Source organism: Actinoplanes sp. OR16, from assembly GCF_004001265.1.
Classification (GTDB): domain Bacteria; phylum Actinomycetota; class Actinomycetes; order Mycobacteriales; family Micromonosporaceae; genus Actinoplanes.
Genome location: NZ_AP019371.1, coordinates 6,823,579 through 6,847,979 on the forward strand (window position 1 = coordinate 6,823,579; position 24,401 = coordinate 6,847,979).

Below are 24,401 nucleotides of genomic sequence, written 5' to 3' on the forward strand. Positions count from 1 at the left end.
GGCGTCGGCGAAATCCCAGGAGGATCGTTCTGACAGAACCGTCAGTCGTCGTCGCGGGTGTCGCCGAAGCGGCCGGCGAGCAGGTAGGCGCCGTGGTTGTCGAGCTGGTCGCGGCGCCGGTCGTAGCGGCGGGTGGTGCGCGGGTCGGCGTGCCCGGCGAAGTCCTGGGCGCGGCGCAGGTCGCCGCCGGTGGCGTCGAGGATCTCGGTGATCGCGGTGTGCCGCAGCGAGTGCGGGCTCAGCGTGGCCGCCGACGCGAGTCCGGCGTGGCGGGCCAGGCGGCGGATCAGGCGGTGCACGTACAGCTCGTAGATCGGCAGGCCGGTCGGGGTGAGGAAGAGCGGGCCGTCGGCGGGGGTGCCGCGCTCGGCGAGCATCTCGTCGAGCGCGTAGGACAGCGCCGGCGGCAGCGGCACCCGGCGGCGGCGGCCGCCCTTGACCGTCAGGTTCAGCACCCGGTGGCCGCGGTCGGCGCCGAGGTCGGTGATCCGGGCGCCGATCGCCGAGCCGACGCGCAGGCCGGCGACGAGCAGCAGCAGGATCAGCGCGTGGCTGGCCGGCGAGTCGGCGCGGGCCTGGGCGAGCAGCCGGTCGGCTTGCGGGCGGTCGAGGCCGACGGTGCTGCTGTCGTCCGGGTCGATGCGGGGGCGGGCGGCGGCCTGCGCCGGGTTGTGCCGGACCAGTGGTTCCGGGTCGGCGGCGGTGTTCACGACCAGGTAGTCGTACCACGATGCGACGGCGGACAGCCGGCGGGCGATCGTGGACTCGGCGGCGGGCCGGCCGCGGGCGCCGGACACGCGCTGCTCCACGATCCACGCGTCCAGGTCGGCGGGGCGGGCGGTCAGCGGGTTGCGGCCGGTGGCCGCGCACCAGTCACCCCACTGCCACAGATCGCGCCGGTAGGCGGTGCGGGTGTGGACGGACCGCTGCCGGCTCAGCCACATGGTGGTCAGTTCCGCGAGGCGGGTCAGCTGCGGGGCCGGGATCGCCGGTGCCGGGATCGGCGCGGCCATCACGAGGTCGTCTGTCACGTGATCATCCTAGCTGAAGGATAACGGTCATTATCTTACGCCCCGAAATTCGCCGCCCGGCCCTGCAATCGGATTATCGGATTACTGATAATCGCAATCCGATAATCCGATTGCGTCCGGGGGCGCCGCGGCGCGACGGTGGTCGCAGCACGGGGGCCCGCACCGAAAGCACTCGAGCACGAGGAAGTGACCCGCCATGGTCACCCAGCGTCCGCGGTGGCCGCTGACCGAATCCGTCATCCAGGTCGCCGAACGCGCCGTCGCCTCCCGCGACGCCGGCCTGTCGGCGGCCGGATCCGCCACCCTGCGCCGGCTGCGCCGCCCGCTCGGCGTCGCCGTCGTCGGCCGCGTGTCGGCCGGCAAGTCCACGCTGGTCAACGCGGTGCTCGGCACGGCCGTCTCGCCGACGGCCGGCAACGAGTGCACCCGGGTCGTCTACGTGTTCGCGTACGGCGGATGGACCGGTGCGATGGCACACCCGCGCGACCCGGCGCTGCCGGCCAGGCCGCTGCCGTTCACCGGCAGCCGGCTCTCCGACGCGCTGCCGTACCCGGCCGCGGCCATCGAACGCGTCGACGTCACGCTGACCGTGCCCATCCTGGAACGCGCCACCGTCTTCGACACCCCCGGCCTGGAGTCGACGAACCGGGAGAACTCCGCGGTCACCGAGCGGATGCTCGGCGACACGATGGACGCCGCGGTGGCCGCCGACGCGCTGCTGTTCTGCGTGAACGGGCCGATCAAGGAGGACGAGGAGACGGCGGTGCGGACGTTCCGTACCGGGCGCAGCAAGGTCCGGATGGCCGGCGGATCCGCGGTCGCGGTGCTGACCAAGGCCGACGAGATGGGCGAGGACCGCCGGCTGACGCTGAAGGCCGCCGAGTCGCTGGCCGAGCGGATGTCGCGCACCCACGCCGACATCTTCGGCGGCGTGTTCCCGGTGGTGGGGCTGCTCGCCGAGGCCGCGACGACCGGCGCGCTGCGGGCCCGGCACGCCGCGGCCCTGGCCGAGCTGGCGGCGGCGTGGACCGTCGACGACGCCGGCACGGCCCTGCAGAAGGACGTGCTGTTCTACGAGATGCCGGGACCGGTCGACACCGCCCGGCGCCGCGAGCTGATGGCGATGCTCGGCCGGTTCGGCGTCGGCGAGCTCCTGGAGGTGCTGCGGACCAGCCCGCGCGCCGACGCCGGGGCGCTGACCGCGGCGGCCCGGGAAGCCTCCGGGTACGACCAGATGGAACGCCGGCTGCGGATGACCCTGGGGTCCCGCGCCGACGTGATGAAGGCCGGGGCCGCCCTGCACGAGCTGATGGACTGCGCCCTCGTCGCCGGCGACGACGACGTGTACGCGGCCGCCCAGCAGCTGCTCGACCGCCCGGAGATGTTCCCGCTGCAGCTGCTGGACGTGTCCCGGCAACTGGCGTCGGGGCGGGTCACACCACCGCCGGGGCTGGCCGAGCACGCGTGGATCGCGGTCACCGTCGGGTTGTCACCGGTACGGGCCAAGGAGGCGGCCGCGCATGTGGCGCAGTGGCGGCACTGGGCGTCGCTGACCGATACGGCCGGCCGCTCCGTCGCCCGGGTGATGATCCGGGCGTGGCAGCTGGCCGCCGATGCGGGACGGAGGTCCTGGCGATGAGGCACGCACTGCTGCGGTGGCGGCGCCGGGCCGCGCTGGTCGCGGTCGCGGTGATCGGGGCGGGCGCCGCGTACCTGCTGGTGATGTTGCTGACGCCACAGCCGGACCGGGCCGGGGACACCGCCCGTGAGGTCCTCGCGGCCGCGCAGCGCCAGGAGTACACCAGCATTCCGCGGCTGCTACCGGACCACGGCTGGGCGGACCTGACCGTCGACGCCGGGACGATCCGGTTCCGGGCCGGGGAGACCCGGCAGGTGCTGGGCGCCGGCACGGTTCCGGCGGGCAGCCCGCTGACCGTGCTCGGCGCGGCCGGTGACGGCTCCGGCATGTCCGTGGTGGTGGCGATCCCGGCGACCGGCAGCCCCCGCCTGGCCGCGTCGGCGGCGGCAGCGGCCGTGCTGCTCACCGCGCTGGCCGTGACGATGCTGGCCGGCGCCCCGCCGGCCGCCGCCGGGACCGGCCCGGCGCGCACCGGCCGCGGCTCACCGCCGGTCGACAGCGCAGCGGGTGAGGACCGGCGGGTGGCGCAGCAGCGGTCCGCGATGATCCGCGGCCTGGCGGAGCTGGTGCCGCAGATGCCGGACGCGATCGCCTGGCAGGCCACCGCGATCCTGCAGGACGCCGGGGTCAGCGAGGTCCGGCCGGACGGTGCCCGGTTCGACCCGGCGCTGCATCATGCGGTCGGCACCGAGCGGGCCCCCGACCCGCGCGCCGCCGGGGTGATCGCCCGCACGGTGCGGCCCGGGTACACCGACGGCCGGCACGTCGTCGTGCATCCCCGCGTCGTCGTCTACGACGATCAGGGCGCGACGCCATGACCGGCATCGACGGCCTGCGCGAGGAGCTGGCCGACTGCCGCGGCCGGGTGTACGCCGAAGCGGCCCGGCACGGCTGGCAGGACGCCGCGGACCTGCTGGACACCGCCACCACCGCCGACGGCGGCCTGCGCGTGGTGGTGGCCGGCGAGACGAAACGCGGCAAGTCCCGGCTGATCAACAGCATCGTGGGGCGGCCCGGGCTGAGCCCGGTCGGTGTGGACGTCACCACCGCCTGCTGGGTGGAGTTCAGCGGCGGCGACCGCGACGAGGCGGACGTGCTGCTGGCCGATCCCGCGGTGCCCGCGCAGCCGGTGCGCCGGCCCATCGAGGTGTACGAGGTGGAGCACTACGTGTCCCTCGACCAGGTCACCGCCCCGGTGCTCGGCGTGCAGGTACGCCTGCCGTCACCGGCCCTGGACGGCCTGGTCCTGGTGGACACCCCGGGGGTCGGCGGCCTGCACGCCGGGCACTCCCGGATCACCCTGGCCGCGCTGGGCCGCGCCGACGCGCTGCTGTTCGTCTGTGACGCGTCGCAGCCGATCCTGGCCCCGGAGATCGCGTTCCTGTGCGAGGCCGCGCAGCGGATCACCGCGATCACCGTCGCCGTCACCAAGTCCGACCTGACCGGCTCCGATGTGGTCGTCGAGGAGACCCGTAGGCGGGTCGCGGCGCAGCCCGGGCTGGCCGGGGTGCCGGTCATCGACGTGTCGGCGGCGCTGGCCGAGAACGCCGCCGACGTGGAGAACCCGGCGCTCGCCCGGCGCCTGGTCGAACTGTCCGGGATGGCCGCGCTGACCGCGGCGCTGCGCCGGCAGGCCGCGGCGGACAGTGCCGCGCTGCGGCTGGCGAACGCGGCGCAGCGCACCGCGACGGTGGCGCGGCTGCTGCTGGACCGGGCCCGGCGCTGGCTGGTGGAGGCGGACGCGAGCCTGGCCTCCGAGCGGGAGCTGACCGACCGCATGATCGGGGTGCGGGACCTGCTCGCCGACCGGGACCGGCTGCGCGCGATGGTGCAGCAGCATCTGGCCCGGCTCGGCGAGGAACCGGCCGAGGACTTCCGGGACCGGGCGGCGGTGCTCGGCGACCGGTTCCGCACCGAGGCCGAACGCGGTCCGGCCGCGCAGCTGAGCACGCTCGCGCCCCGGCTGGCCGCGGACCTGACCGCCGCCGGGTCGGCCGCGCTGCAGGACGCCGCCGAGCAGACCCGGCAGGTGATGCGGCAGCTGATCGACGCGGCGGGCGGCGGCGCGTACCCGGGCACCCTCGCCGGGCCGGCGGCGCTGGAGCTGGGACTGACCCTGCCGGAGCTGTCGCGCCCGCAGGTCAGCTCGGCGCTGGCCCACGCCGCCGGGATCTTCCCGACGCTGTCCGGGCTGGTCGGCGGGTCCGCGGCGGTGGTGGCGGTGCTGACCGGGCCGGGCGTGATCGCCGCGTGCATCGCGGTGGCCGCCTGCGCGGGCTGGTGGAAGGTGTGGGGCGAGAACGAGGAGCAGCGCCGCGCCGAGCTGGGCGCGTGGATCACCGCGGCGCAGGACGAGGCGACCACCTCGTTCGCCCGGGAGATGCGCCGCCGCATCCGCGAGGCCCGGGGGTACGCCGAGACCGCCCTGACCGAGCTGCTCACCGCCGAACAGGCGGAGCTGACCGCGTTGCGGTCGCAGCTGGCCGCCCTGCGGGTGGCCGGTGACCGGGCCAGGGCCGAGGCGGCCCGCCGGTACGAGGACGTGGACCGCACCCTGCGGCCGCTGACCGCCCGGACCGATGCCCTGCTGCGGCAGCTGTCCGGCCCGTTCGAGGAGAGGAGCACCGGATCATGAACCCGTGGGTGCTCGCCATCGATTTCGGCACCACGAACACCGTCGCCTCGGTGGGCGACGACTCCGGGGTGCGCACGCTCAACGTGGACGGCCGTCCGGTGATGCCGTCCGCGGTCTTCCTGGAACGCGTGGACCGGCCCGGGTCGCCGGATTCGTGGACCGTCGGCGAACCGGCCGTGCACCTGGCCCGGCGCCGGCTGGACCAGTTCGAGGCGAACCCGAAGAAGTGCGTGGCGGCCGGCAGCATCTTCCTCGGCGGCCGGGACGTGCCGGTCACCGACGCGATCGCCGCGCTGCTGCACCCGTTCGTGGAGGAGGCGGCCAGTCAGTTCCCGCGGCAGGCGCCGGCGGTGGTGCTGCTGACGCATCCGGCGTCGTGGGCGGCGCCCCGGGTGGAGATCCTGCGGCAGGCGTTGCGGGCCGCCGCGGAGAAACGCCGCTGGCCGGAGCCGGTCACGCTGCCGGAGCCGGTGGCGGCGGCCCAGCGTACGTTGGGCGTCCCGGACGTGCCCGCTCACGTCCGGCTGGTGGTGCTGGACTTCGGCGGCGGCACCGTGGACGTGTCGGTGGTGGACCGGCGCGCCAGCACGGTGACCGTGGTGGGCCGCCCGGCCGGTCTGGATTCGCTCGGCGGCGAGGACTTCGATCTGCGGCTCGCCGAGTGGATGTGCGAGGAGGTCGGCCATCCGGGGCTGTTCCAGCGGATGTCGGCGTCGTCCGATCCGGATCAGCGGGAACGGGCCGTGGAGTTGCGGGCGCACGCCCGCACCGTCAAGGAGGAGCTGTCGAAGCGCACCGTGGTGCACGGCCAGGTCTACCGGTCGCCGCCGGAACTGCCGGAGACGGTGCCGGTGCAGGTGAGCCGGGACCAGCTGGAACAGCTGATCAACGGTGGCCCGGGCCACCGGCCGGGGCTGACCGAGGCGGTCGGCCTGGTCGACCGGGCGATGCGGGAGGCGCCGCCGGGGCCGCCGTTCGGCGGGGTGTTCCTGGTCGGCGGCTCGTCGCGGATCAGCCGCCTCGGCGTCCTCGTGATCGAGAGGACGGGTCGGCCGCCGATCCAGCACGGCGACCCGACGATCGCGGTGTCGTACGGCGCCGCCGAGTTCTGCCTGCGCCACGTCCGCGAGCAGGCCCCCGCGTCGGCGCAGGCCCGATCGCAGGCGCAGCCGGCGCCGCCGCCGGTCTCGGTGCCACCGGCAGCACCGCCGCCCCCGGCAGATCCGCCGCCGGTTCCGGTGCCGGGTCCCGGATTCGCGGCGGCGCCGCGGCGGCGTGGCCGGGGCCGCACGGTCACCGTCCTGGCGGCGCTCGCGGTGCTGCTCGGCGGGGTCGGGGTGGCGGCGTACGCGGCCAACCGGGAGGAGCCGTACATCTGCTCGGACGGCACCGAGGTCAGCGACTCCTACTACTGCCCGTCGACGACGGAGGGGAGCCTGACCGGCACCGTCGATCCCACCGACACGGCGACCGCCGAACCGACCGAGACGGCCGCGACGGTCGAGCCTGCGGAGACCGAGACGACCACGACCGGTGCGAGCGGGCTGGCCGGCTGCGACCTGTCGGAGAGCGGCTGCACCTCGTCGGTGATCTCGGACAGCGGCGTGGTCTGGCCGGCGATCGCCGCGACCAGCTCCTGCGATGTCGTCGACGGCTTCTACGACGCCGGCGTCGACCGGCGCACCACCTGGTGCACCGGCTCGTCGGGCGCGAAGTACGGCCTGGTGTGGCGGTCGTCGTCGGCCGGCTATCCGGCGGTGGCCGAGCTGTACGCGAACTGGATCGGCGTCTCCCTGGACCCGTTCACCCTGCTCGGCAGCGGTGACGTGCTGGGCGCGTGGGCGCAGGGGTCGGTGGTGGCGAACGACGGCACCCCGCGGTACGTGTGTGTCGCCGAGTACGAGGACTACCCGGTGGCCATGGTGATCGACGGGCCGGACGACGGCACGGTCAGCGACGAGTGCACGTCGGCGCTGTTCAATGAACGCTCCGACATGGCGGCCCTGGATTGGTGAGGGCCGGGCGGGGAAAACAGGAGCCTCTAGGTGAGAATGAGCCTGGACATCCGTCCCCCGGACCCGGAAGGACCCTTTCTTGAGCGCTGGACTCGCAGCTCTGCTGGACGATGTGGCGGTGCTGGCGCGTGCCGCCGCCGCGTCGGTCGATGACGTCGGGGCCGCGGCCGCGAAAGCCGGCGCGAAGGCGGCCGGTGTCGTCATCGACGACGCGGCCGTCACCCCTCAGTACGTGCGTGGCCTGGCCGCCGAACGGGAGATCCCGATCGTCAAGCGGATCGCGCTCGGATCGTTGCGCAACAAATTCCTGATCATCCTGCCGGTCATCCTGCTGCTCAGCGAGTTCGTGGACTGGCTGCTGACGCCGCTGCTGATGATCGGTGGCGCGTACCTGTGTTACGAGGGCGCGGAGAAGGTGTGGGCGAAGATCGCCCATCACGAGGCGCACGGTGACGACGCGCAGGCGCAGGACGAGAAGACTCTGGTCTCCGGCGCGATCCGGACCGACCTGATCCTGTCCGCCGAGATCATGGTGATCTCGCTGAACGAGGTGGCCGACGAGTCGTTCGTGTCGCGGCTGCTGATCCTGTGCGTCGTTGCGCTGGTGATGACGGTGCTGGTCTACGGCGTCGTCGGCCTGATCGTGAAGATGGACGACGTCGGCCTGCGGCTGTCGCAGCTCGACAGCAAGGGCGCGGCCCGGTTCGGCCGCGGCCTGGTCAAGGCGATGCCGAAGGTGCTGACGGTGCTGACGGTGGTCGGCACGGCGGCGATGCTCTGGGTCGGCGGGCACATCCTGCTGGTCGGTTCCGACGAGCTGGGCCTGCACTTCCTCTACGAGTTCGTGCATCACCTGGAGGAGGGCGCGCACGACGCCACCGGCGCGCTCGGCGGCCTGGTCGGCTGGCTGGTCAACACGATCGCCAGCGCCATCATCGGCCTGATCGTCGGCGCGATCATCGTGGCGATCCTGAGCGTGACCCTGCACCGCAAGTCCCACGGCGGCGAGGACCACCACGCCGGTACGGATGACAGCACCGCGCCGGCGGCCACCGAGCACACCGCGACGGAGCCCGCCGCGGCGCCGGTGGCCGAAGCCCCGTCCCCGTCCCCGTCCCCGGCCCCGGCCCCGGCGGCCGAATCCGACACCGAGAAGTAGCAGCGCTGGTGACGGCGGCCCGGGTCGGTCGGCCCGGGCCGCCGTCGTTCCTACACTGGCGGCGTGTTCATCAAGGCGGTCCGGCTCGACGACGCTCCCGGCGACGGCTACCCGTTCGATCTGCCGGTCGTGCGTGACCTGCGCGACCGCGGCGGGTTGAGGCTCACCTCGCCGGTCACGCTGCTCGCCGGGGACAACGGCAGCGGCAAGTCCACGCTGATCGAGGCGATCGCGGTGGCCGCCGGGTTCAACGCCGAGGGCGGGACGACGGCGTTCCGCTTCGCGACCCGGGCCAGCGAGTCCGTGCTCGGTGCGCATCTGACGCTGTCGCGGACGCCGGGCCGGCGTCCGCGCACCGGGTTCTTCCTGCGCGCCGAGTCGTTCTACAACGTCGCGACCGAGATCGACGACCTGCGGGCCACCGGCTCGTACGGCGGCCGCTCCCTGCACGAACGCTCACACGGCGAGTCGTTCCTCGACCTGGCGGCGCACCGGTTCGGGCCGGCCGGGCTCTACCTGCTCGACGAGCCGGAGGCGGCGCTGTCGGTGAACGGCTGTCTCGCGCTGATGGTGCACATCGCCGAACTGGTCGCGGCCGGCAGCCAGTTCATCGTCGCCACGCACTCGCCGATCCTGCTCGCCTGCCCGGACGCGACGATCGTCGAGATCGGCCCGGGTGGCCTGATCAGCGAGGTGGACTACGACCAGGCCGAGGCGGTGGCGCTGACCCGCACGTTCCTGGCCGATCCGCAGCGGATGCTGCGGCGGCTGCTCCAGGAGTAGACTGATTGCGAAATGCAACCGGAAGGTGGGAGCGTCATGCCGAAGTTCATCACCATCGGATACGGCGACCAGGCCGGCTACGACCGCACCGACCCGGCCGTCCGCGACCGGGCCCACGCCCACGACCAGCGGCTGATCGCGGCCGGCGCGCAGACGGCGATCGCCGGCGAGCCGGTCCAGGTCCGCAACCACGACGGCGCCGGCGTCCGCGTCGAGAAGGGCCCGTTCGGATCCGCGCCGCTGCCCCTCGCCGGCTTCGGCATCATCGAGGCGGCGTCCCTGCAGGAGGCGATCGATCGGGTGGCGGGCACACCGTGCGCGGTGGCCCAGGGCGTCGTCGAGGTCTGGCCCCTGCGCGACTCCTGAGCGGGCCACCGGGTGACACTGGTCGGATGGACGGTGGTCAGGATCATGGAGCGGTCCGGGTCGGCGCGACGGTACGCCGCACGCCGGGCCGCTGGACGCCGGCCGTGCACGCCCTCCTGGACCATCTTGAACAGTCCGGTTTCGATCAGGCCCCGCGGGCGCGTGGCTTCGACGCCGACGGCCGGGAGAAGCTGACCTTCCTGCCCGGTGAGACGGTCGGCGCCACCCGCCCGTGGCCGGCCTGGGTGCACTCCGAGGACGCGCTGGTCCAGGTGGCCCGCTGGGTGCGCGCCTACCACGCGGCGGTCGCCGGTTTCCGCCCGCCGGCCGGTGCGATCTGGCGTGAGGGCGGCGTCTGGCGACCGGGACTGATCATCGGCCACAACGACGCCGCCCCGTACAACGCGGCCTGGCAGCACGGCCGCCTCACCGGCTTCTTCGACTGGGACCTGGCCGCGCCGCTCACCGCCGAGGACGATCTCGCCGGCGTCGCGTTCAGCTGGGTGCCCCTGCACGCACGCCGGGTGGTCGCGGCGGAGGGTTTCACCGCGTTCTCCGAGCGGCCGCGGCGGCTGCGGGCATTCCTTGCCGCGTACGGGTGGGGCGGCACCACCACCGACTTCGCGGCGACGACGCAGAACCGCGTCCGCGGCTGGGCCCGGACGGTGCGCGAGACGGCGGCCGCGGGCGACCCCACCTACCAGGGGATGCTCGCCAACGGTGTCGACGCGACCTTGGAGCAGGCGGCGGACGAACTGGCCGCCCTCCGCTTCTGACGGTAGGAGCCGACCGTGCTTCCGGGTGGGTCAGCTCGATCCAGCGGTGCCCACCGTCACGGGGTTGAGGTTGGCTGGCAGGTGACGCACCGCCAGCAGCACTGCTTCCTCCGCCGTGGTGGTCCGGCCGAGGTCCTGTCCCATGTAGCCCATCGTCACGATGTAGTCCTGGTCATGCCCCGGGTGCAGGCAGATCCTGACCTCGCGGGAGAGGCGGGGCCGGGTCCTGGTGGAGAACCGCAGGGACCAATGGCTGGTGAACGGGTAGAGCTTTCGCAGCCTCGCCTCGGCATACGCCGCCTCGATCAGTGCGTGGTACTCGGGCCAGCCGACCTCGGCTGCTTCCTTGCGCAGGTGCTGCCACTCCGACTCGACCATCTGACCGGGATCGCGGTCGGGCACCTCGAACCGCCCGGTCAACTTCACGAACGGCGCGACCTCGGGGAACTCGTCCAAACCTGCCCCGTCATGCCACGCCTGCGCGGCTCGGACGACTTGGGCGAGGTCCAGCGTGTCTCCTTCGATCAGGGCCAGATCCTGGTCACGTTCGCAGCCGCGGATGAACCACCGGCGCTCAACGCGACTGGCGGACACCTCCAGACTCCGGCGGTGCGCGACGGTGGTCGAAACGAGAGCGCCATACAAGGAACTGGACTCCATCTCCGGCACCTGGATGAACAGTCCCCGTTCGGCGGCGATGGCCCGCAACGCTGCCGGGAGACTGCCCCTGGCGGCAACCTCTGGATAGAGGACGGCAGGATCGGGATGCGTCGGCACGGCTCACGATTCTGCCGAAGACCTCCGGTCGAGATCGCCTACCTTGAGGCGCGTCGCGTCCGAACGCGGCACGCGCGGGGCCGGTTCAGGGGCCGGGGAGGAGGGCGGGGAGGGCGGCGGCCGACGTGTGCAGGGCGGCTGTCAGGGCGGCCACGGACGGGTGGGTGGCGGCGCCGCGGCGGTAGGCGATGCGCGTGCGGCGGCGGGTCGGGGCCGGCAGCAGGCGGACGCCGGGTGGCAGTGTCGTCACGGCCAGGGCGGGGATCAGCGCGACGCCCTGGCCGGCGGCCACCAGGGCCAGCACGGCGGTGAAGTCGTCGGCCTGGTGCCGGATCCGCGGGGTGAAGCCCGCCGTGGCGCACACCAGCATGGCCGCCTCGTGGCACAACGTCCCCGGCGACGCCATCACCCAGTCCCGTTCGCGCAGGTCGGCGATGCTCGCGCCCGGCGCGCTGCTCGGGTCGGCAAGCGGTGACGGGACGGCGACGTGGACCGCTTCGTCGAGCAGCGGCACCGACTCCAGGTCATCCGTCGCCGGCGACGGGCCGCCGGGCAGTGGCAGCAGGTCGTAGGAGTGGGTCAGTCCCGCGTCCACGGTGCGGTCGCGCAGGGCGGACGGGACGGCGGCCGGATCGAGTTCGGTCACCATCAGTTCCAGGGCCGGATGTTCCCGGGCCAGCGCGACCAGGGCCGGCGGCAGGATGGTGCGCACGGCGCTGGGGAAGGCGCCGATCCGTAACGGACCGGACGGTCCGGCGCGCACGGCGGCGAGGGCGGCGTCGGCCGACTCCAGGGCGGCGAGCACCGCGGCGGCCTGGCGGACCAGGACCCGGCCGGCGGCGGTCAGGGTGACCCGGCGGCCGGTGCGTTCGAGCAGCGCCACCCCGGCCTCGCGTTCCAGGGCGGACAGCTGCTGCGACACCGCCGACGGCGTGTAGACGTGCAGGTTCGCCACCGCCGCGATCGTGCCCAGGCGGTCGAGATCGTGGAGCAGGCGCAGCCGTCGGACGTCGAGCATCAGTGCAGCTTACGGTCACCCGTACAAATCTGAACTGGAACTTAAGGAAGGTCGCGAGCAGAGTCCGGGACATGGATCTCTCCGGCATTCACGTCCCGCTGATCACTCCCTTCGACGAACGCGGCGAGGTCGCCTATCCCGCCCTGGAGAAGCTGGCCCACGACGTCCGCGAGGCCGGCGCGCACCTGGTCGCGCTCGGCACGACCGCGGAAGCCGGCTCGCTCACCGGCGCAGAGCGGCGGCGTGTCCTGGATCTCCTGGACCGCACGAACCTCATCGTCGGCGCCGACACACCCGATCAACTGCGCGAGGCCGGCGGAGCCCGCGCCGCGCTGACCCTGGTCCCGCCGTTCGTCAGGCCCGGCGAAGAGGGCGTGATCCGGCACTTCGAAGCACTCGCCGCGAGCAGCCCGATCCCGCTGATCGTCTATCACGTGCCGCAGCGCACCGGTCAGCCGCTGACCGGCGACACCATCCGGCGGCTCGCCGCGATCGACGGCGTGATCGGGATCAAGTACGCGACCGGTGTGATCGACACCGATCTGGTCGACCTGCTCGCGGATCCGCCGGACGGCTTCGCGATCCTCTGCGGCGACGACGTGTTCCTCGCGCCGATGCTGGCGATGGGCGCGCACGGTGGCATCCTCGCCTCCGCGCACCTGGCGACCGAGCGTTTCGTCCGATTCCAGCGAGAGCGCGAAATCGCCGAGGGTCACCGGCTCGCGCGCCTGTCGACGGCGCTGTTCGCGCAGCCCAACCCCACGGTGGTCAAGGCGGCGCTGCATGCTGCGGGCCGCATTCCCACCCCGGGCGTACGGCTACCGCTCTTGCCCGCCCTCGCCCCCAGCTTCTATGGTTCATTACTGGAGTAACTAACCAACGAAGGGCGGGTCCGATGTTCGACGACCACAGCCCGATCTACCGGCAGATCGCCGAGCAGATCAAGGCACAGGTGCTCCAGGGTGTGCTCAAGGCCGAGGAGAAGGTGATGTCCACGAATCAGTACGCGGCGGACTACCGGATCAACCCGGCCACCGCGGCGAAGGCGTTCCAGCAACTCGTCGACGAAGGCGTCATCTACAAACGGCGCGGGGTCGGCATGTTCGTCAGCGCCGACGCGCCGCGGCGGCTGCGCGACGAGAAGCGCGAGCGATTCTTCGCCGACGTCGTGGAGCCGATGGTCGCCGAGGCTCGCACCCTGGACATCCCGGCCGCCGACATCGTGGCCTACATCGAAGACATCTTCCGGGGGGACGGCCGATGACGCTCGACATATCCACCACCGACCTGCGGGTGCGCTACGGCGACACCGAGGCGCTGCACGGTCTCGACCTGGACCTGCCGGGCGGCAAGATCTACGGCCTGCTCGGCCGCAACGGCGCCGGCAAGAGCACGCTGCTCAGCGTCCTGGCCGGGTTCCGCAAGCCGTCGTCGGGAACGGTCCGGATCGGCGGCCGTCCGGTCTTCGAGAACCTCGCGGTGACCAGCCGGATCTGCCTGATCCGCGACGACGGCTCGGTGGGTGACCCGACCGAGAAACTGGGCGACATCCTCGACATGGCCCGCTACCTGCGGCCGGGCTGGGACCAGGGGTACGCCGACGAGCTGATGGACCGTTTCGCGCTGCCGCGCAAGAAGAGCCTGAACGCGGTGTCGCGGGGGCAGCGCTCGGCGTTCGGGGTGGTCGTCGGGCTGGCCTCGCGGGCGCCGCTGACCATGTTCGACGAGGCGCACCTGGGCATGGACGCGCCGACCCGGCAGCTGTTCCTCGACGAGCTGCTGCGCGATTACCTGCAGCGGCCACGCACGTTCGTCATCTCCACCCACCTGATCGAGGAGCAGAGCCCGCTCTTCGAAGAGGTGCTGATCATCGATCGGGGCCGGGTCATCGTCCACGAGGAACTCGACGAGCTGCGCTCGCGCGGCGTGTCGGTGACCGGGCCGGCCGAGGTGGTCGAGGAGTTCGTGACCGGCTTGACCGTGGTGGGCCGGCAGCGGCTGGGATCGACCGAGCAGGCCATGGTCTACGGCGCGCTCGGCGACGACCGGCGCCGGCAGGCCAAGCTGTCCGGCCTGGAGCTGGGGCCGGTCGGCGTGCAGGACCTGTTCATCCACCTGACGAGCACGAGCACGGGAGCCGACCGATGAACCGCTGGCCGATCACCCGCTACCTGCTGGGCAGCCACACGATCTTCCTGGTGTTCCTGCTGGCCGGCGTCTACCTGTTCGTCGCCGTTGTGGTCGGCGCGGTGGCGACGTTCCGGGACATCCGGATCAGCGGCGTCGACGTCGTCGGGCAGATCCTGCCCTGGGTGACCGCCGGATACGGCACCACCACGGCGGCGCTGCTGGCCACGGTGCTGGTGCACGGCCGGACCCGCCGCGAGTTCCTGATCCAGCACCCGGTCTTCCAGGTGATCACCACCGGATTGATCGCCGCGCTGATCACCGGGGTGTACGCGATCGAGACGGCCGTCTACCGGGCCTTCGACTGGGGTCAGAAGGTGCAGGATGAGCGCGCCTACGCGACCACCTCGGAGTACGCGACGATCTTCGGCGCCTACTGGAGCATGCTGCTGATCTGGCTGATGGTCGGCGTCTTCCTGGGCATGGCGTTCTACCGCTGGGAGGGATCCGGCGTCCTCGCGCTCATCCCGGCCGGGGTGATCGTGGTGGTCACCGGGGGAGTGAACGGGTTCCTCAGCCTGCCGTTCGCCCGCACCGATCTGCCGTTGCTGCCGGTGACCGTGGCCGCTGTGGCGATCACCTACGCGATGCTCTGGTACACCGGTCGCGACGTCGCGCTGCGGGCCCGCGTGGCATAGTGCCCCGATGCGCCTTCTCATCACCGGGGGAACCGGTTCGCTCGGCCGCCGCGTCGTCGCCCGCGCGGTGGCCGCCGGGTGGGAGCCGGTCGGCACGTACCTGACCGCGCCCGGCCCGCGGGCGGGCGTGCGGCTGGACATCCGGGATCAGGCCGACGTGCGGCGGGTGCTGCGCGAGGTCCGCCCGGACGCGGTGGTGCACGCTGCCGCCGGCCGTGATCGCAACGACTGGCGGGCCAATGCGGACGGTGCGGCGAACGTCGCGGTCGCGGCCGCGGCGGCCGGCGTCCGGCTCGTGCACGTCTCCAGTGACGCGATCTTCTCCGGCCGGGCCGTCCACTACGACGAGGACGCGCTGCCCGATCCGGTCTACGCCTACGGCGCGGCGAAGGCGGCCGCCGAGACCGCGGTCCGGGCCGCCGACCCGTCCGCGGCGGTGGTCCGGACCTCGCTGATCCTCGGCGACGGCAACGGCGCCCACGAGATCCTCACCCACGATCTGGTCGCCGGCCGGGTCCGGGGCGCCCTGTTCACCGACGAGATCCGCAAGCCGGTGCACGTGGACGATCTGGCCGACGCGCTGCTCGAACTGGCCGGCAACGACTACGCGGGCGTGCTGAACGTGGCCGGCGCCGACGCGGTCAGCCGCTACGACCTCGGCGTTCTGATCGCCCGCCGGGACGGGCTCGACGTGGACGCGCTCCCCGCCGCCACGGTGGCGTCGCTCGGCCTGCAGCGGCCCACCGACGTGCGCCTGGTGATCGACCGGGCGGCGGCCGTGCTGACGACCCCGCTGCGGGGCGCCACCGCGTTTATCGGATGAGATCCGGGCGCGGATTGCCGATACTGGCCCGCGTGACCGACAAACGCACCATCCGCGTCACCGTGCGCGGATCCTTCGACAACCTCACCGCCGACCAGAAGGCCGAGCTGATCGCGGCCGGGGCGGAGCACGCCGACATGCTCGCCGTGGAGTACACCGCCGAGGGCCACCTGCACTACGACCTCGCGGCCCGGCCGTTCTTCACCTTCCGCTTCGCCGAGCAGGTCGACGAGGAGAAGGACATCCCGCAGGTGACGGCCCGCGCGGAGGCCAAGGCGGCGGCGTGGATGACCGCGCGGGGGTACGGGTTCAAGCGGATCACCTCGCAGACGGTGGACATGTCCGAGGTGCCGCTGGGCCCGCGCGGCCGTCGCCTGCAGGGCTGATCCGTTCCGGTCGGCGGCGGGCCGTCAGCCCGCGGCCGGCTCGCGCTCGGCGGCGCTGCGCTCGACGCAGAACTCGTTGCCCTCGGGGTCGCGCAGGGTGACCCAGCCGGTGCCGTCCGGCTTGCGGTGGTCCTGGAAGATCGTGGCGCCGAGGGCGACGACCTTGTCGACGAACTCGTCGCGGGTGCCGGTCGGCGGCTGGATGTCGAGGTGGAGGCGGTTCTTGACCGTCTTCGCCTCGGGTACCGCGATGAACAGCAGGCCCGGGGTGGACTCGACCAGCGCCTCCTCGTCGTCGGACTCGGCGTCGATCGGGGCGCCGGTCAGCTCCGACCAGAACCGGGCGATCGCCAGGGTGTCGCGGGCGTCGATGGTGATGTGACGGATGGTCATGGTCGCCACTATAGACGGCTCGTCAACCGGCGGTTGACGATGACCTGCCGTCAACCTATGGTTGACGGCATGACCTCTCCCGTACGGCTCGACGACCTGATCGCGGCGATCAACTCCAGCCGCCCCGACTCACCGATCGAGCGCCTCTCCGAAGCAGTGCTGCTCGCCGACCGGCTCGGTGAGCTCGCCGACCACCTGATCGGCCACTTCGTCGACCAGGCCCGCCGCGCCGGCAGCTCATGGACCGAGATCGGCGCCGGCCTCGGCGTCTCCAAGCAGGCCGCGCAGAAACGGTTCGTCGGCAAGTTCGACTTCGCCCAGGCCTTCCACCGCTTCTCCGACCAGGCCCGGCGCGCCGTCGTCGGCGCCACCGGCCAGGCCCGCGCACACGGCGGCGCCGAGATCGCGCCCGGGCACCTCACCCTCGCCCTGCTCGACCTGCCGGACAGCCTCGCCGTGCGGGCGCTGGCCGCGCAGGGCCTGACGATCGAGACCGTCCGGTCCGGTGTCACCGCGGCACTGCCGGGCGCCGCCGCGGCGGTGCCGGACGTGATCCCGTTCGACGGCCGCGCCCGCAAGGCCCTGGAACTGACCTTCCGGGAGGCGCTGCGGCTGCAGCACGAGGACGTCGGCACCGGGCACCTGCTGCTCGCGCTGATCGAGGAGGAGGCGCCGGACGGCGGGGTGCTCGGCCGGCTCGGGGTGCACAAGGCCGCTGTCGAGCAGACCGTGCTGGCCGGCCCGGCGGAGACCCGGCGCGAGCCGGCGAGCTAGACCCGCTGGATCAGCCCAGCGGGAAATCGGTCACCGTATGCCAGGAGCCGGCGCCCTGCGGAAGGCCCGTGATCAGGCGCAGCGACGTGACCCGGGCCCGGATCGGCAGATGCGGCCGGACCTGCTCGGCGGCGGCGTCCAGATCAGCCTTCGGATGGTCGTGCCCCACCGTCAGATGCGGCACCACCTCGTCGAACACCCCCTCGTAGGGCTGCGCCTGCGGGAACCGGGTGGCGATCCGGTTGGTCAGCTCCCGGAACGGCTCGGCCGGGTCCGGCGCCAGCCACAGCACCCGATCGGTGAACCAGGCGATCCGGTCCAGGCTCAGGAAGAACCGGGGGACACCCGCCGCGACCAGCCGCACCGCCGCGAGGACCGCCGGCGTCAGCTGCGCGGGCGACAGGAACGGATAGAGCACCGTGATGTGCGCGGGGATGCCCCACCGCGCCGCGGAGTCCAGCCGCTCACGCAGACCGGACACCGCCGGCTCCGCCTCGGGAATCGGCACGATCAGAGCGCTCTGCGTCGGTTCCACCGACCCATTCAAACACTGACGGATGTCATGGTCAGTCCGTGACGCATAGCTGAGGTTCGCTGCGCACGCCCGGCGCATGCTTCTCGCATGACAGTGACAACCGATCTGGCGCCGGCCGTGGAACTCGGCGGCGTCGTCAAACGGTTCGGACCGGTCACCGCGGTGGCCGGGCTCGACCTGCGGATCCGCCCCGGCGAGGTGGTCGCCCTGCTCGGCCCGAACGGCGCCGGCAAGACCACCACGATCGACATGCTGCTAGGTCTCACCCGGCCCGACGCGGGGACGGTCCGGGTGTACGGCCACACGCCGCAGGACGCCGTCGCGCTCGGCCTCGTCTCGGCCGTGATGCAGACCGGCGGGCTGCTCAAGGACTACACGGTCGAGGAGACCGTCCGGCTGACCGCGGTGCTGTTCGGCAAGCCGCGCACGGCGGTCGCTTCCGCTCTGCGACGCGCCGGGATCACGGACATCGGTGACCGCCTCGTCGGCAAGTGCTCGGGCGGGCAGCAGCAGCGGCTGCGGTTCGCGATGGCCCTGCTGCCCGACCCCGAGCTGCTGATCCTCGACGAGCCGACGACCGGCATGGACGTCGGTGGCCGGCACGACTTCTGGAACGCCATCCGGGCCGACGCTCAGGGCGGCCGGACGGTGATCTTCGCTACCCACTACCTCGAAGAGGCCGACGCCTATGCGGACCGGGTGGTCTTCGTGCGCCGCGGTTCGATCGTCGCGGACGGCACCGCCGCTGAGGTGAAGGCGCTGGCCGCCGGGCGCACGGTGCGGGCGACGCTGCCGTCGCCGAACATCTCGGATCTGTCGGTCATCCCCGGTGTCGAGTCCGCGGAGGTACGCGGCGACACCGTCTATCTGCACGGGCGGGACACCGACGCCATCGCCCGGCATCTGCTGACCGCGACGCCCGCCCGGGATCTGGAGATCACCTCGCGGAACCTGGAAGAGGCGTTCCTGACCCTGACGGCGGACGAGTCATGACTGTCGCTGCTCCTGCGCGTTCCCTTCCCCGCTTCGGCGGCTTCAGCCTCGGCATGATCGGGCTCGAGCTGCGGCGGATGCTGCGCAACAAACGCACGGTGATCTTCACCCTGATCCTGCCGGCGGCGTTCTTCCTGCTCTTCGGCAGCAGCTCCGAGTACAAGACCGAGCGGGTCGGCGAGGGCAACCTCACCGGCTACATCCTGATCAGTATGGCGGTCTACGGCGCGATGCTCGCCACCACCAGCGGCGGGGCGATGGTCTCCATCGAACGCGCGGCCGGCTGGTCCCGGCAGTTGCGGCTGACACCGCTCCAGCCGATCGCGTACGTCGCGGTGAAGATGACCCTCGCAATGATCATCGGCGGGGTGTCGGTGGCGGTGGCCTGCGTCGTCGGCGCGTTCGGGGGCGCCGAACTGCCGGTCACCGCCTGGATCGGCTGCGCGCTGCTGGCCTGGATCTGCTCGCTGGTCTTCGCCGCGTTCGGGCTGTTCATGGGCTACCTGCTGCCCAGCGAGAACGTCATGCAGATCCTCGGCCCGGTGCTCGCCGTGCTGTCCTTCGCCGGTGGCCTGTTCGTCCCGGTCGACCAGCTCGGCTCGACGTTCGCGACCATCGCCGAGTTCACCCCGGTCTACGGGGTCGGCGAGATCGCCCGCTACCCCCTCACCCAGGACGGCAACCTGTGGATCGCCGTCCTCAACGTGGTCGTCTGGACCGCGATCTTCGCCGCCGGCGCGATGTGGCGGTTCCGCCGCGACACCGCCCGCGTCTGAGACCCTCGGTACCGTGACCGACATGGTCGCCGAACGCCCCGCCCCGCGCTACGGCTGGGCGTTCGCCGCCATCTGGCTGTTCTATCTGGGCGAGAATCTGAACGCCCTGATCAAGGCGGGGCCGGGCTGGCAGCGCAGCGTGGGACTGGCGGCGCTGGCCGGGTTCGCCGTGGTGTACGTGCTGGTGCTGGCCCGGGTCCGGCACTTCCGGGGGTTGACGCTCGCGTCGCCCACCCCGGCCGACGACGACGGCGGCTCACGCCGGCGGCACCTGTTCATCTGGGCTGCGCTCGTCGTGATGACCGTGCTCGGCGCACTGCAGGCCCCCGGCGCCGGGCCGCACGCGCTGACCTGCCTGGTCTACATCGCGGCGACCGCGATGATGGGCCTGCCCCGCCGGCAGGGCATCGCCGTCGCGGTGACCATGGTGGTGCTCGCCGAGGTGCTGCTGCGTACCCTGCCGGGCTGGAAGACGGCCGGGCACGGGTACAGCCTCGCCGTCGTGCTCGCCGCCGTCGCCACCGGCGGCATCCGGCTCGCCCTGGACCGGCAGCGCCGGCTGCGGCTGGCGCAGGGCGAGATCGCCGCGCTGGCCGTGGCCGACGAACGCGCCCGGATCGCCGCCGACCTGCACGACATCCTCGGGCATTCGCTGACCGTGGTCACCGTCAAGGCCGAACTGGCGCAGCGGCTGCTCGACGTCGACCTGGACCGCGCCCGGTCCGAACTGCACGACCTGGAGTCGCTGGCCCGCGACGCGCTCGCCGACGTCCGGGCCACCGCGCTGGGCATGCGCGGCATCTCACTTCCCGGCGAGATCGCCGCGGCCCGGCAGGCGCTGGCCGCCGCGAACGTCGAGGCGGACCTGCCCGGCGCCGCCGACGACGTGCCGACCCGCAATCGGGAGCTGTTCGCCTGGACGATCCGCGAAGCGGTCACGAACATCGTGCGGCACAGCGGCGCCCGGCACGCGATCGTGCGGCTCGCTCCGGCCAGCGTCGAGATCCTCGACGACGGAATCGGGTGGCCCGACGCGTCGGCGCCGGATCCCGGCCGGCGGGCTGACTCCTCGCCGCCGGGTTCCGGGCGGCGGGCCGGCGCGGGTGGCGGGCAGGGCCTGGCCGGGCTGCGCCGGCGCGCCGACGAATTGAACGCCCACCTGACAGCCGGCAACCGCGACGACGGCGTGCCGGGCTTCCGAGTGCTGATGGAGGCCTCTTCATGATCCGGCTGCTGCTCGCCGACGACCAGGCGCTCGTCCGCGGCGCGATGGCCGCCCTGCTCGACCTCGAACCCGACCTGGAAGTGGTCGCCGAGGTCGGCCGCGGCGACGAGGTGGTGGCCGCCGCGAAGGAACACGGCGCCGACGTCGCCCTGCTCGACGTGCAGATGCCCGGCCTCGACGGGATCAGCGCCGCCCGGGTCCTGCACGAGCAGCTGCCGTCCTGCCGGGTGCTGATGGTGACCACGTTCGGGCGGGCCGGCTACCTGCGACAGGCGATGGCGGCCGGCGCCGACGGGTTCGTCGTGAAGGACACCCCGGCCCGTCAGCTCGCCGACGCGGTCCGCCGGGTGCATCAAGGCCTGCGGGTGGTCGACCCGGCCCTCGCCGCCCAGTCCCTCGCCCACGGCGACTCCCCGCTGACCGAACGCGAGACCGACGTGCTGCGGGCCGCCCGGGACGGCGGAACGGTCGCCGACATAGCCCGTGAGCTGCGGCTTTCCGAAGGTACGGTGCGGAATCACCTGTCCTCGGCGATCGGCAAGACGGGTGCCCGGACCCGGGCCGAGGCGGTGCGTCTCGCGGTCGACACCGGCTGGTTGATCCCCTGAGACGGTCAAACCTCGACTTGAGAAGAAATTCGCAGTGCAACCGAGCAGCAACCGAGAGTGCCTGCTTCCTGCACCCGTAGCGGCGAAAAGTTCCCCCTGCCAGCAGTTCACAGGGGGGATCCGAAATGACCGCGACCGTTCACACATCTGCCACGTCGGCTTCCGCTGCGCCGGAGTCCGGCACCGCGGCTTCGGTCACGCCGGAGCAGGAGACGCTGATCCGGGACAACATGGCGCTGGTCGGGCACATGGTCCGCGAGATGCTGTTCAAGGTGCCCCCGCACGTCCACCGTGACGACCTCGCCTCGGCCGGGTACGCCGCCCTGGTCACGGCCGCGCAGTCGTTCGACGCCGAGCGGGGCATCCCGTTCGGCCGGTTCGCCGCCGTCCGGGTCCGCGGCGCCCTGCTCGACGAGCTGCGCAGCATGGACTGGGCGAGCCGGTCGGTCCGCGCCCGGGCCCGCCGCGCCGACGTGGCCCGCGAGGAACTGACCCGGCACCTCGGCCGCACCCCCACCGCCGAGGAGCTGGCCGAACTGCTCGGCGTCGCGGTCGGCGAACTGAGCAGCGTCGACGACGACGTGCAGCGCGCCGCCGTACTGTCGCTGCAGGGCTTCGCCACCGGCACCGCCGAGGACCTGGTGACCGAGACCGCCATGAACCCGGAGGAGCTGCTGCTGCACCGTGAGCGCCTCGGCTACCTGCACGACGCGGTGACCGTGCTGCCGGAACGCCTGCGCTACGTCGTCGAAGCCTCCTTCCTGCAGGAACGCCCGCTCTCGGAGGTGGCCGCCGAACTCGGCGTCACCGAGTCCCGGGTGTCGCAGCTGCGCACCGAGGCCCTGGCGCTGCTGCGCGACGGCCTGATCACCCACATGGAGCAGAAGCGCGTCCCGGACGCCAAGGACGGCTGCGTCGCCCGGCGCCGGGCCGCCTACGCCGCGCAGATCGCCGCCCGCAGCACCATGACGACCCGGCTCGGCGTCACCGACGCGCAGGGGCTGCGCGTCTCGGACATCCCGGTCCGTTTCTCCGAGGCCGCATGACCGGAACGCACGGTCTGTGCCGCCGCGCGGCCGGGAACCGGAGACCGAGCGGGGAAACTCGGTTGCGGACCGGCCGCGCGCCGAGGCAGGGTTGCACGCACGCCCGCCGCCGACAGCCCGAGGAGCACACGCCGATCATGTGAGAGCGAACCGGCTCATCCGCCCGTCTTGTCGGTTCCGCATGCTCCGGAGGCGTCCGTGCCCAGCACTCATCTCAAGACCGTCGGCCTCGGTATGGCCCATGACGGTGACCTGCTCTTCACCGGTCTCGACCTGGTGCTGCGCTCCGGCGACCGGATCGGCGTGGTCGGGCCCAACGGCGCCGGCAAGACGACGCTGCTGCGGGCGCTGGCCGGCGAGATACCGGCGACCGCGGGGACGGTGTCGCTTGCTCCCGGCGCGCGGCTCTCCCACGTACCCCAAGCCATGCTCGGCCAGGACGCGAGCGTGGCGGCCTTCCTCAGCGCGGGTCTCGGTGAGCTCGCGGCAGTGACCGCGCGGCTGCGCGACCTGGAGACGCGGCTGGCCGCCGGCGACGACGTGCTCGACGAGTTCGGGACCGTGCAGGAACGCTGGACGGCCCTGGAGGGCTGGACGGCGGAGGCGCGGCTCGCCGAGATCCGGCAGCGGCTCGACATCGAGCATCTCGCCGACGACCTCGACGTGCGCAAGGTCAGCGGTGGTGAGCAGGCCCGGCTGCTGCTGGCCCGGGCACTGCTCGCCGACCCCGATCTGCTGCTGCTCGACGAGCCGACGAACCATCTGGACGCCGCGGGTGCGGCCTGGCTGCGCACCTGGCTGCGCGACTTCCCCGGCGGGGTGATCGCGGTCAGCCACGACCGGGCGTTCCTCGACGAGTTCGCCACCCGGATCATCGAGCTCGACGGCATCGACGAGCAGCCGCAGGACTATCCGGGCTGCGGCTACACGGCCTACCGCGCGGAGAAACAACGGCGCTGGCAGCGGCTGCTGCTCGACTTCGAGGCGCAGGAGAAGGATCGGCTGCGCTGGGAGGCCGACATCGAGAAGACCAAGGGGTTCGCGCGGGGCGTGGAGAACGCGGTCCGGTCCGGTGTGGAGGCGCCGCACCTGCGCCGGGTGGCCCGTCTGGTCGCCCGCAAGGCCAAGGTCCGTGAGCGGCGGCTGCGCCGGCAGATGGCCTCGGTGAAGTGGATCGCCGAGCCCCGGACCCGGCCGCCGCTGACCCTCGCCTTCCCCGGTGACGACGCGGCCGGCGATGAGATCGTGCTGGAGATCAAGGACCTTTCGATCTCGTACGGCGACCGCGTGCTGCTGGACGGGGTCCACCTGGACGTGACCCGCGGCGATCGGATCTTCATCACCGGGCGCAACGGGGCCGGCAAGACCACCCTGCTGCGGGCCCTGGCCGACCGCCACCCGGACGTGGCGGTGCTGCCGCAGACCGACGAGGGGCTGCGCCCCCGCACCACGATGATCGACTTCTTCCGGGAGCGGGTGCCGGTCTACATCGACGACGCCGAGCGGCTCCTCGCCGGCCACCAGTTCGAGGAATCCCAGTGGACCGCGCCGGTCCGCGACCTGTCCGCCGGTGAGCTGCGCAGACTGCTGCTCGCGGTGGTCGTGAACAGCCCGTCGCGGATCCTGCTGCTCGACGAGCCCACCAACTTCCTCGACTTCGAGGCCCTCGACGTGGTGGAGGAGGCGCTGCGGCGGTACAAGGGCACGCTGCTGTTCGCCAGCCACGACCGCTACTTCGCGGAAGCGGTCGGACACACCCGGCATTGGCACGTCGACGGCGGGCGAATCGCCGAGTCCCGGCGCGACCCGGCGTGATCG

At 72.7% G+C, this 24,401-nt stretch carries 26 protein-coding genes; 21 read left to right on the forward strand and 5 right to left on the reverse strand.

The genetic code is table 11. From position 1 onward, the window contains the following. Nucleotides 1–41: 41 nt before the first annotated feature. On the reverse strand, nucleotides 42–1,031 hold the full coding sequence (locus tag EP757_RS31275) for a tyrosine-type recombinase/integrase (protein WP_127552005.1): 990 nt from the start codon (nucleotides 1,029–1,031) through the stop codon (nucleotides 42–44). Between the two features lie 196 nt (nucleotides 1,032–1,227). Here EP757_RS31275 and EP757_RS31280 point away from each other — a divergent pair, with 196 nt between their 5' ends. The 8 genes from EP757_RS31280 (at nucleotide 1,228) to EP757_RS31315 (ending at nucleotide 10,404) form a co-directional block, all read left to right on the forward strand. Beyond that, complete coding sequence (locus EP757_RS31280; RefSeq protein WP_127552006.1) at nucleotides 1,228–2,670, forward strand: dynamin family protein; 1,443 nt, start codon at nucleotides 1,228–1,230, stop codon at nucleotides 2,668–2,670. Beyond that, nucleotides 2,667–3,488, forward strand: a complete 822-nt coding sequence (gene grpE / locus EP757_RS31285; protein ID WP_127552007.1) for a nucleotide exchange factor GrpE — start codon at nucleotides 2,667–2,669, stop codon at nucleotides 3,486–3,488. Before EP757_RS31280 ends, grpE begins: the two co-directional genes overlap by 4 nt. Continuing rightward, nucleotides 3,485–5,305 carry a dynamin family protein gene (locus tag EP757_RS31290; protein ID WP_127552008.1) on the forward strand — a complete coding sequence of 607 codons (1,821 nt, stop codon included), beginning with the start codon at nucleotides 3,485–3,487 and terminating at the stop codon, nucleotides 5,303–5,305. The genes grpE and EP757_RS31290 overlap by 4 nt, the downstream gene beginning before the upstream one ends. After that, a complete protein-coding gene (locus tag EP757_RS31295; RefSeq protein ID WP_127552009.1) occupies nucleotides 5,302–7,320 on the forward strand; it encodes an Hsp70 family protein in 2,019 nt (672 codons plus the stop codon). Before EP757_RS31290 ends, EP757_RS31295 begins: the two co-directional genes overlap by 4 nt. A 79-nt stretch (nucleotides 7,321–7,399) precedes the next feature. Continuing rightward, nucleotides 7,400–8,479, forward strand: coding sequence for a DUF808 domain-containing protein (locus EP757_RS31300; RefSeq protein WP_127552010.1), 1,080 nt, complete (start codon nucleotides 7,400–7,402; stop codon nucleotides 8,477–8,479). A gap of 63 nt (nucleotides 8,480–8,542) precedes the next feature. Then, nucleotides 8,543–9,262 carry an AAA family ATPase gene (locus tag EP757_RS31305; RefSeq protein WP_127552011.1) on the forward strand — a complete coding sequence of 240 codons (720 nt, stop codon included), beginning with the start codon at nucleotides 8,543–8,545 and terminating at the stop codon, nucleotides 9,260–9,262. Between the two features lie 36 nt (nucleotides 9,263–9,298). Beyond that, complete coding sequence (locus EP757_RS31310; protein WP_127552012.1) at nucleotides 9,299–9,628, forward strand: YciI family protein; 330 nt, start codon at nucleotides 9,299–9,301, stop codon at nucleotides 9,626–9,628. 26 nt (nucleotides 9,629–9,654) lie between these two features. Beyond that, nucleotides 9,655–10,404, forward strand: coding sequence for a phosphotransferase (locus tag EP757_RS31315; protein WP_127552013.1), 750 nt, complete (start codon nucleotides 9,655–9,657; stop codon nucleotides 10,402–10,404). 30 nt (nucleotides 10,405–10,434) lie between these two features. Here the strand turns inward: EP757_RS31315 and EP757_RS31320 are convergent, their stop codons facing one another. Together EP757_RS31320 and EP757_RS31325 are read right to left on the reverse strand one after the other, a co-directional pair. Further along, on the reverse strand, nucleotides 10,435–11,181 hold the full coding sequence (locus EP757_RS31320; RefSeq protein ID WP_127552014.1) for a DUF6193 family natural product biosynthesis protein: 747 nt from the start codon (nucleotides 11,179–11,181) through the stop codon (nucleotides 10,435–10,437). A gap of 85 nt (nucleotides 11,182–11,266) precedes the next feature. Next, nucleotides 11,267–12,199: a LysR family transcriptional regulator gene (locus EP757_RS31325; protein ID WP_127552015.1), complete on the reverse strand. Its 933-nt coding sequence runs from the start codon at nucleotides 12,197–12,199 to the stop codon at nucleotides 11,267–11,269. A gap of 71 nt (nucleotides 12,200–12,270) precedes the next feature. On the opposite strand from EP757_RS31325, the gene EP757_RS31330 reads away from it, so the two are divergent. The 6 genes from EP757_RS31330 to EP757_RS31355 are packed head-to-tail and all read left to right on the forward strand — an operon-like array spanning nucleotide 12,271 to nucleotide 16,233. Continuing rightward, a complete protein-coding gene (locus tag EP757_RS31330; RefSeq protein ID WP_127552016.1) occupies nucleotides 12,271–13,071 on the forward strand; it encodes a dihydrodipicolinate synthase family protein in 801 nt (266 codons plus the stop codon). Nucleotides 13,072–13,094: 23 nt separating this feature from the next. Beyond that, on the forward strand, nucleotides 13,095–13,463 hold the full coding sequence (locus tag EP757_RS31335; RefSeq protein WP_127552017.1) for a GntR family transcriptional regulator: 369 nt from the start codon (nucleotides 13,095–13,097) through the stop codon (nucleotides 13,461–13,463). After that, nucleotides 13,460–14,347, forward strand: coding sequence for an ATP-binding cassette domain-containing protein (locus tag EP757_RS31340; RefSeq protein WP_127552018.1), 888 nt, complete (start codon nucleotides 13,460–13,462; stop codon nucleotides 14,345–14,347). Before EP757_RS31335 ends, EP757_RS31340 begins: the two co-directional genes overlap by 4 nt. After that, nucleotides 14,344–15,024 carry a hypothetical protein gene (locus EP757_RS31345; RefSeq protein ID WP_127552019.1) on the forward strand — a complete coding sequence of 227 codons (681 nt, stop codon included), beginning with the start codon at nucleotides 14,344–14,346 and terminating at the stop codon, nucleotides 15,022–15,024. The genes EP757_RS31340 and EP757_RS31345 overlap by 4 nt, the downstream gene beginning before the upstream one ends. Nucleotides 15,025–15,031: 7 nt before the next feature. Beyond that, nucleotides 15,032–15,847: a sugar nucleotide-binding protein gene (locus tag EP757_RS31350; RefSeq protein ID WP_127552020.1), complete on the forward strand. Its 816-nt coding sequence runs from the start codon at nucleotides 15,032–15,034 to the stop codon at nucleotides 15,845–15,847. A 32-nt stretch (nucleotides 15,848–15,879) separates the two neighbouring features. Further along, nucleotides 15,880–16,233 (forward strand): DUF6204 family protein, encoded by a 354-nt coding sequence (locus EP757_RS31355; protein WP_197725423.1) that lies wholly within the window; start codon nucleotides 15,880–15,882, stop codon nucleotides 16,231–16,233. A 24-nt stretch (nucleotides 16,234–16,257) separates the two neighbouring features. Here the strand turns inward: EP757_RS31355 and EP757_RS31360 are convergent, their stop codons facing one another. Next, nucleotides 16,258–16,626: a VOC family protein gene (locus EP757_RS31360; RefSeq protein WP_127552021.1), complete on the reverse strand. Its 369-nt coding sequence runs from the start codon at nucleotides 16,624–16,626 to the stop codon at nucleotides 16,258–16,260. 69 nt (nucleotides 16,627–16,695) lie between these two features. Between EP757_RS31360 and EP757_RS31365 the strand changes: the two genes are divergently transcribed. Then, complete coding sequence (locus EP757_RS31365; RefSeq protein ID WP_127552022.1) at nucleotides 16,696–17,400, forward strand: Clp protease N-terminal domain-containing protein; 705 nt, start codon at nucleotides 16,696–16,698, stop codon at nucleotides 17,398–17,400. 10 nt (nucleotides 17,401–17,410) lie between these two features. Here EP757_RS31365 and EP757_RS31370 read toward each other — a convergent pair whose 3' ends face one another. Next, nucleotides 17,411–17,935, reverse strand: coding sequence for a 2'-5' RNA ligase family protein (locus tag EP757_RS31370; RefSeq protein WP_127552023.1), 525 nt, complete (start codon nucleotides 17,933–17,935; stop codon nucleotides 17,411–17,413). 87 nt (nucleotides 17,936–18,022) lie between these two features. Here EP757_RS31370 and EP757_RS31375 point away from each other — a divergent pair, with 87 nt between their 5' ends. From EP757_RS31375 to EP757_RS31400, 6 genes are all read left to right on the forward strand, one after another. After that, nucleotides 18,023–18,928, forward strand: a complete 906-nt coding sequence (locus tag EP757_RS31375) for an ABC transporter ATP-binding protein (RefSeq protein ID WP_127552024.1) — start codon at nucleotides 18,023–18,025, stop codon at nucleotides 18,926–18,928. Beyond that, nucleotides 18,925–19,704: an ABC transporter permease gene (locus EP757_RS31380; RefSeq protein WP_127552025.1), complete on the forward strand. Its 780-nt coding sequence runs from the start codon at nucleotides 18,925–18,927 to the stop codon at nucleotides 19,702–19,704. Before EP757_RS31375 ends, EP757_RS31380 begins: the two co-directional genes overlap by 4 nt. Nucleotides 19,705–19,726: 22 nt before the next feature. Further along, entirely contained in the window at nucleotides 19,727–20,929 is a 1,203-nt protein-coding gene (locus EP757_RS31385) for a sensor histidine kinase (protein WP_127554521.1), read from the forward strand. Then, nucleotides 20,926–21,537 (forward strand): response regulator transcription factor, encoded by a 612-nt coding sequence (locus EP757_RS31390; RefSeq protein ID WP_127552026.1) that lies wholly within the window; start codon nucleotides 20,926–20,928, stop codon nucleotides 21,535–21,537. The genes EP757_RS31385 and EP757_RS31390 overlap by 4 nt, the downstream gene beginning before the upstream one ends. Nucleotides 21,538–21,662: 125 nt before the next feature. Continuing rightward, nucleotides 21,663–22,583 carry a sigma-70 family RNA polymerase sigma factor gene (locus EP757_RS31395; protein ID WP_255435215.1) on the forward strand — a complete coding sequence of 307 codons (921 nt, stop codon included), beginning with the start codon at nucleotides 21,663–21,665 and terminating at the stop codon, nucleotides 22,581–22,583. Nucleotides 22,584–22,781: 198 nt separating this feature from the next. Further along, a complete protein-coding gene (locus EP757_RS31400; protein WP_232050093.1) occupies nucleotides 22,782–24,398 on the forward strand; it encodes an ABC-F family ATP-binding cassette domain-containing protein in 1,617 nt (538 codons plus the stop codon). Nucleotides 24,399–24,401 lie beyond the last annotated feature (3 nt).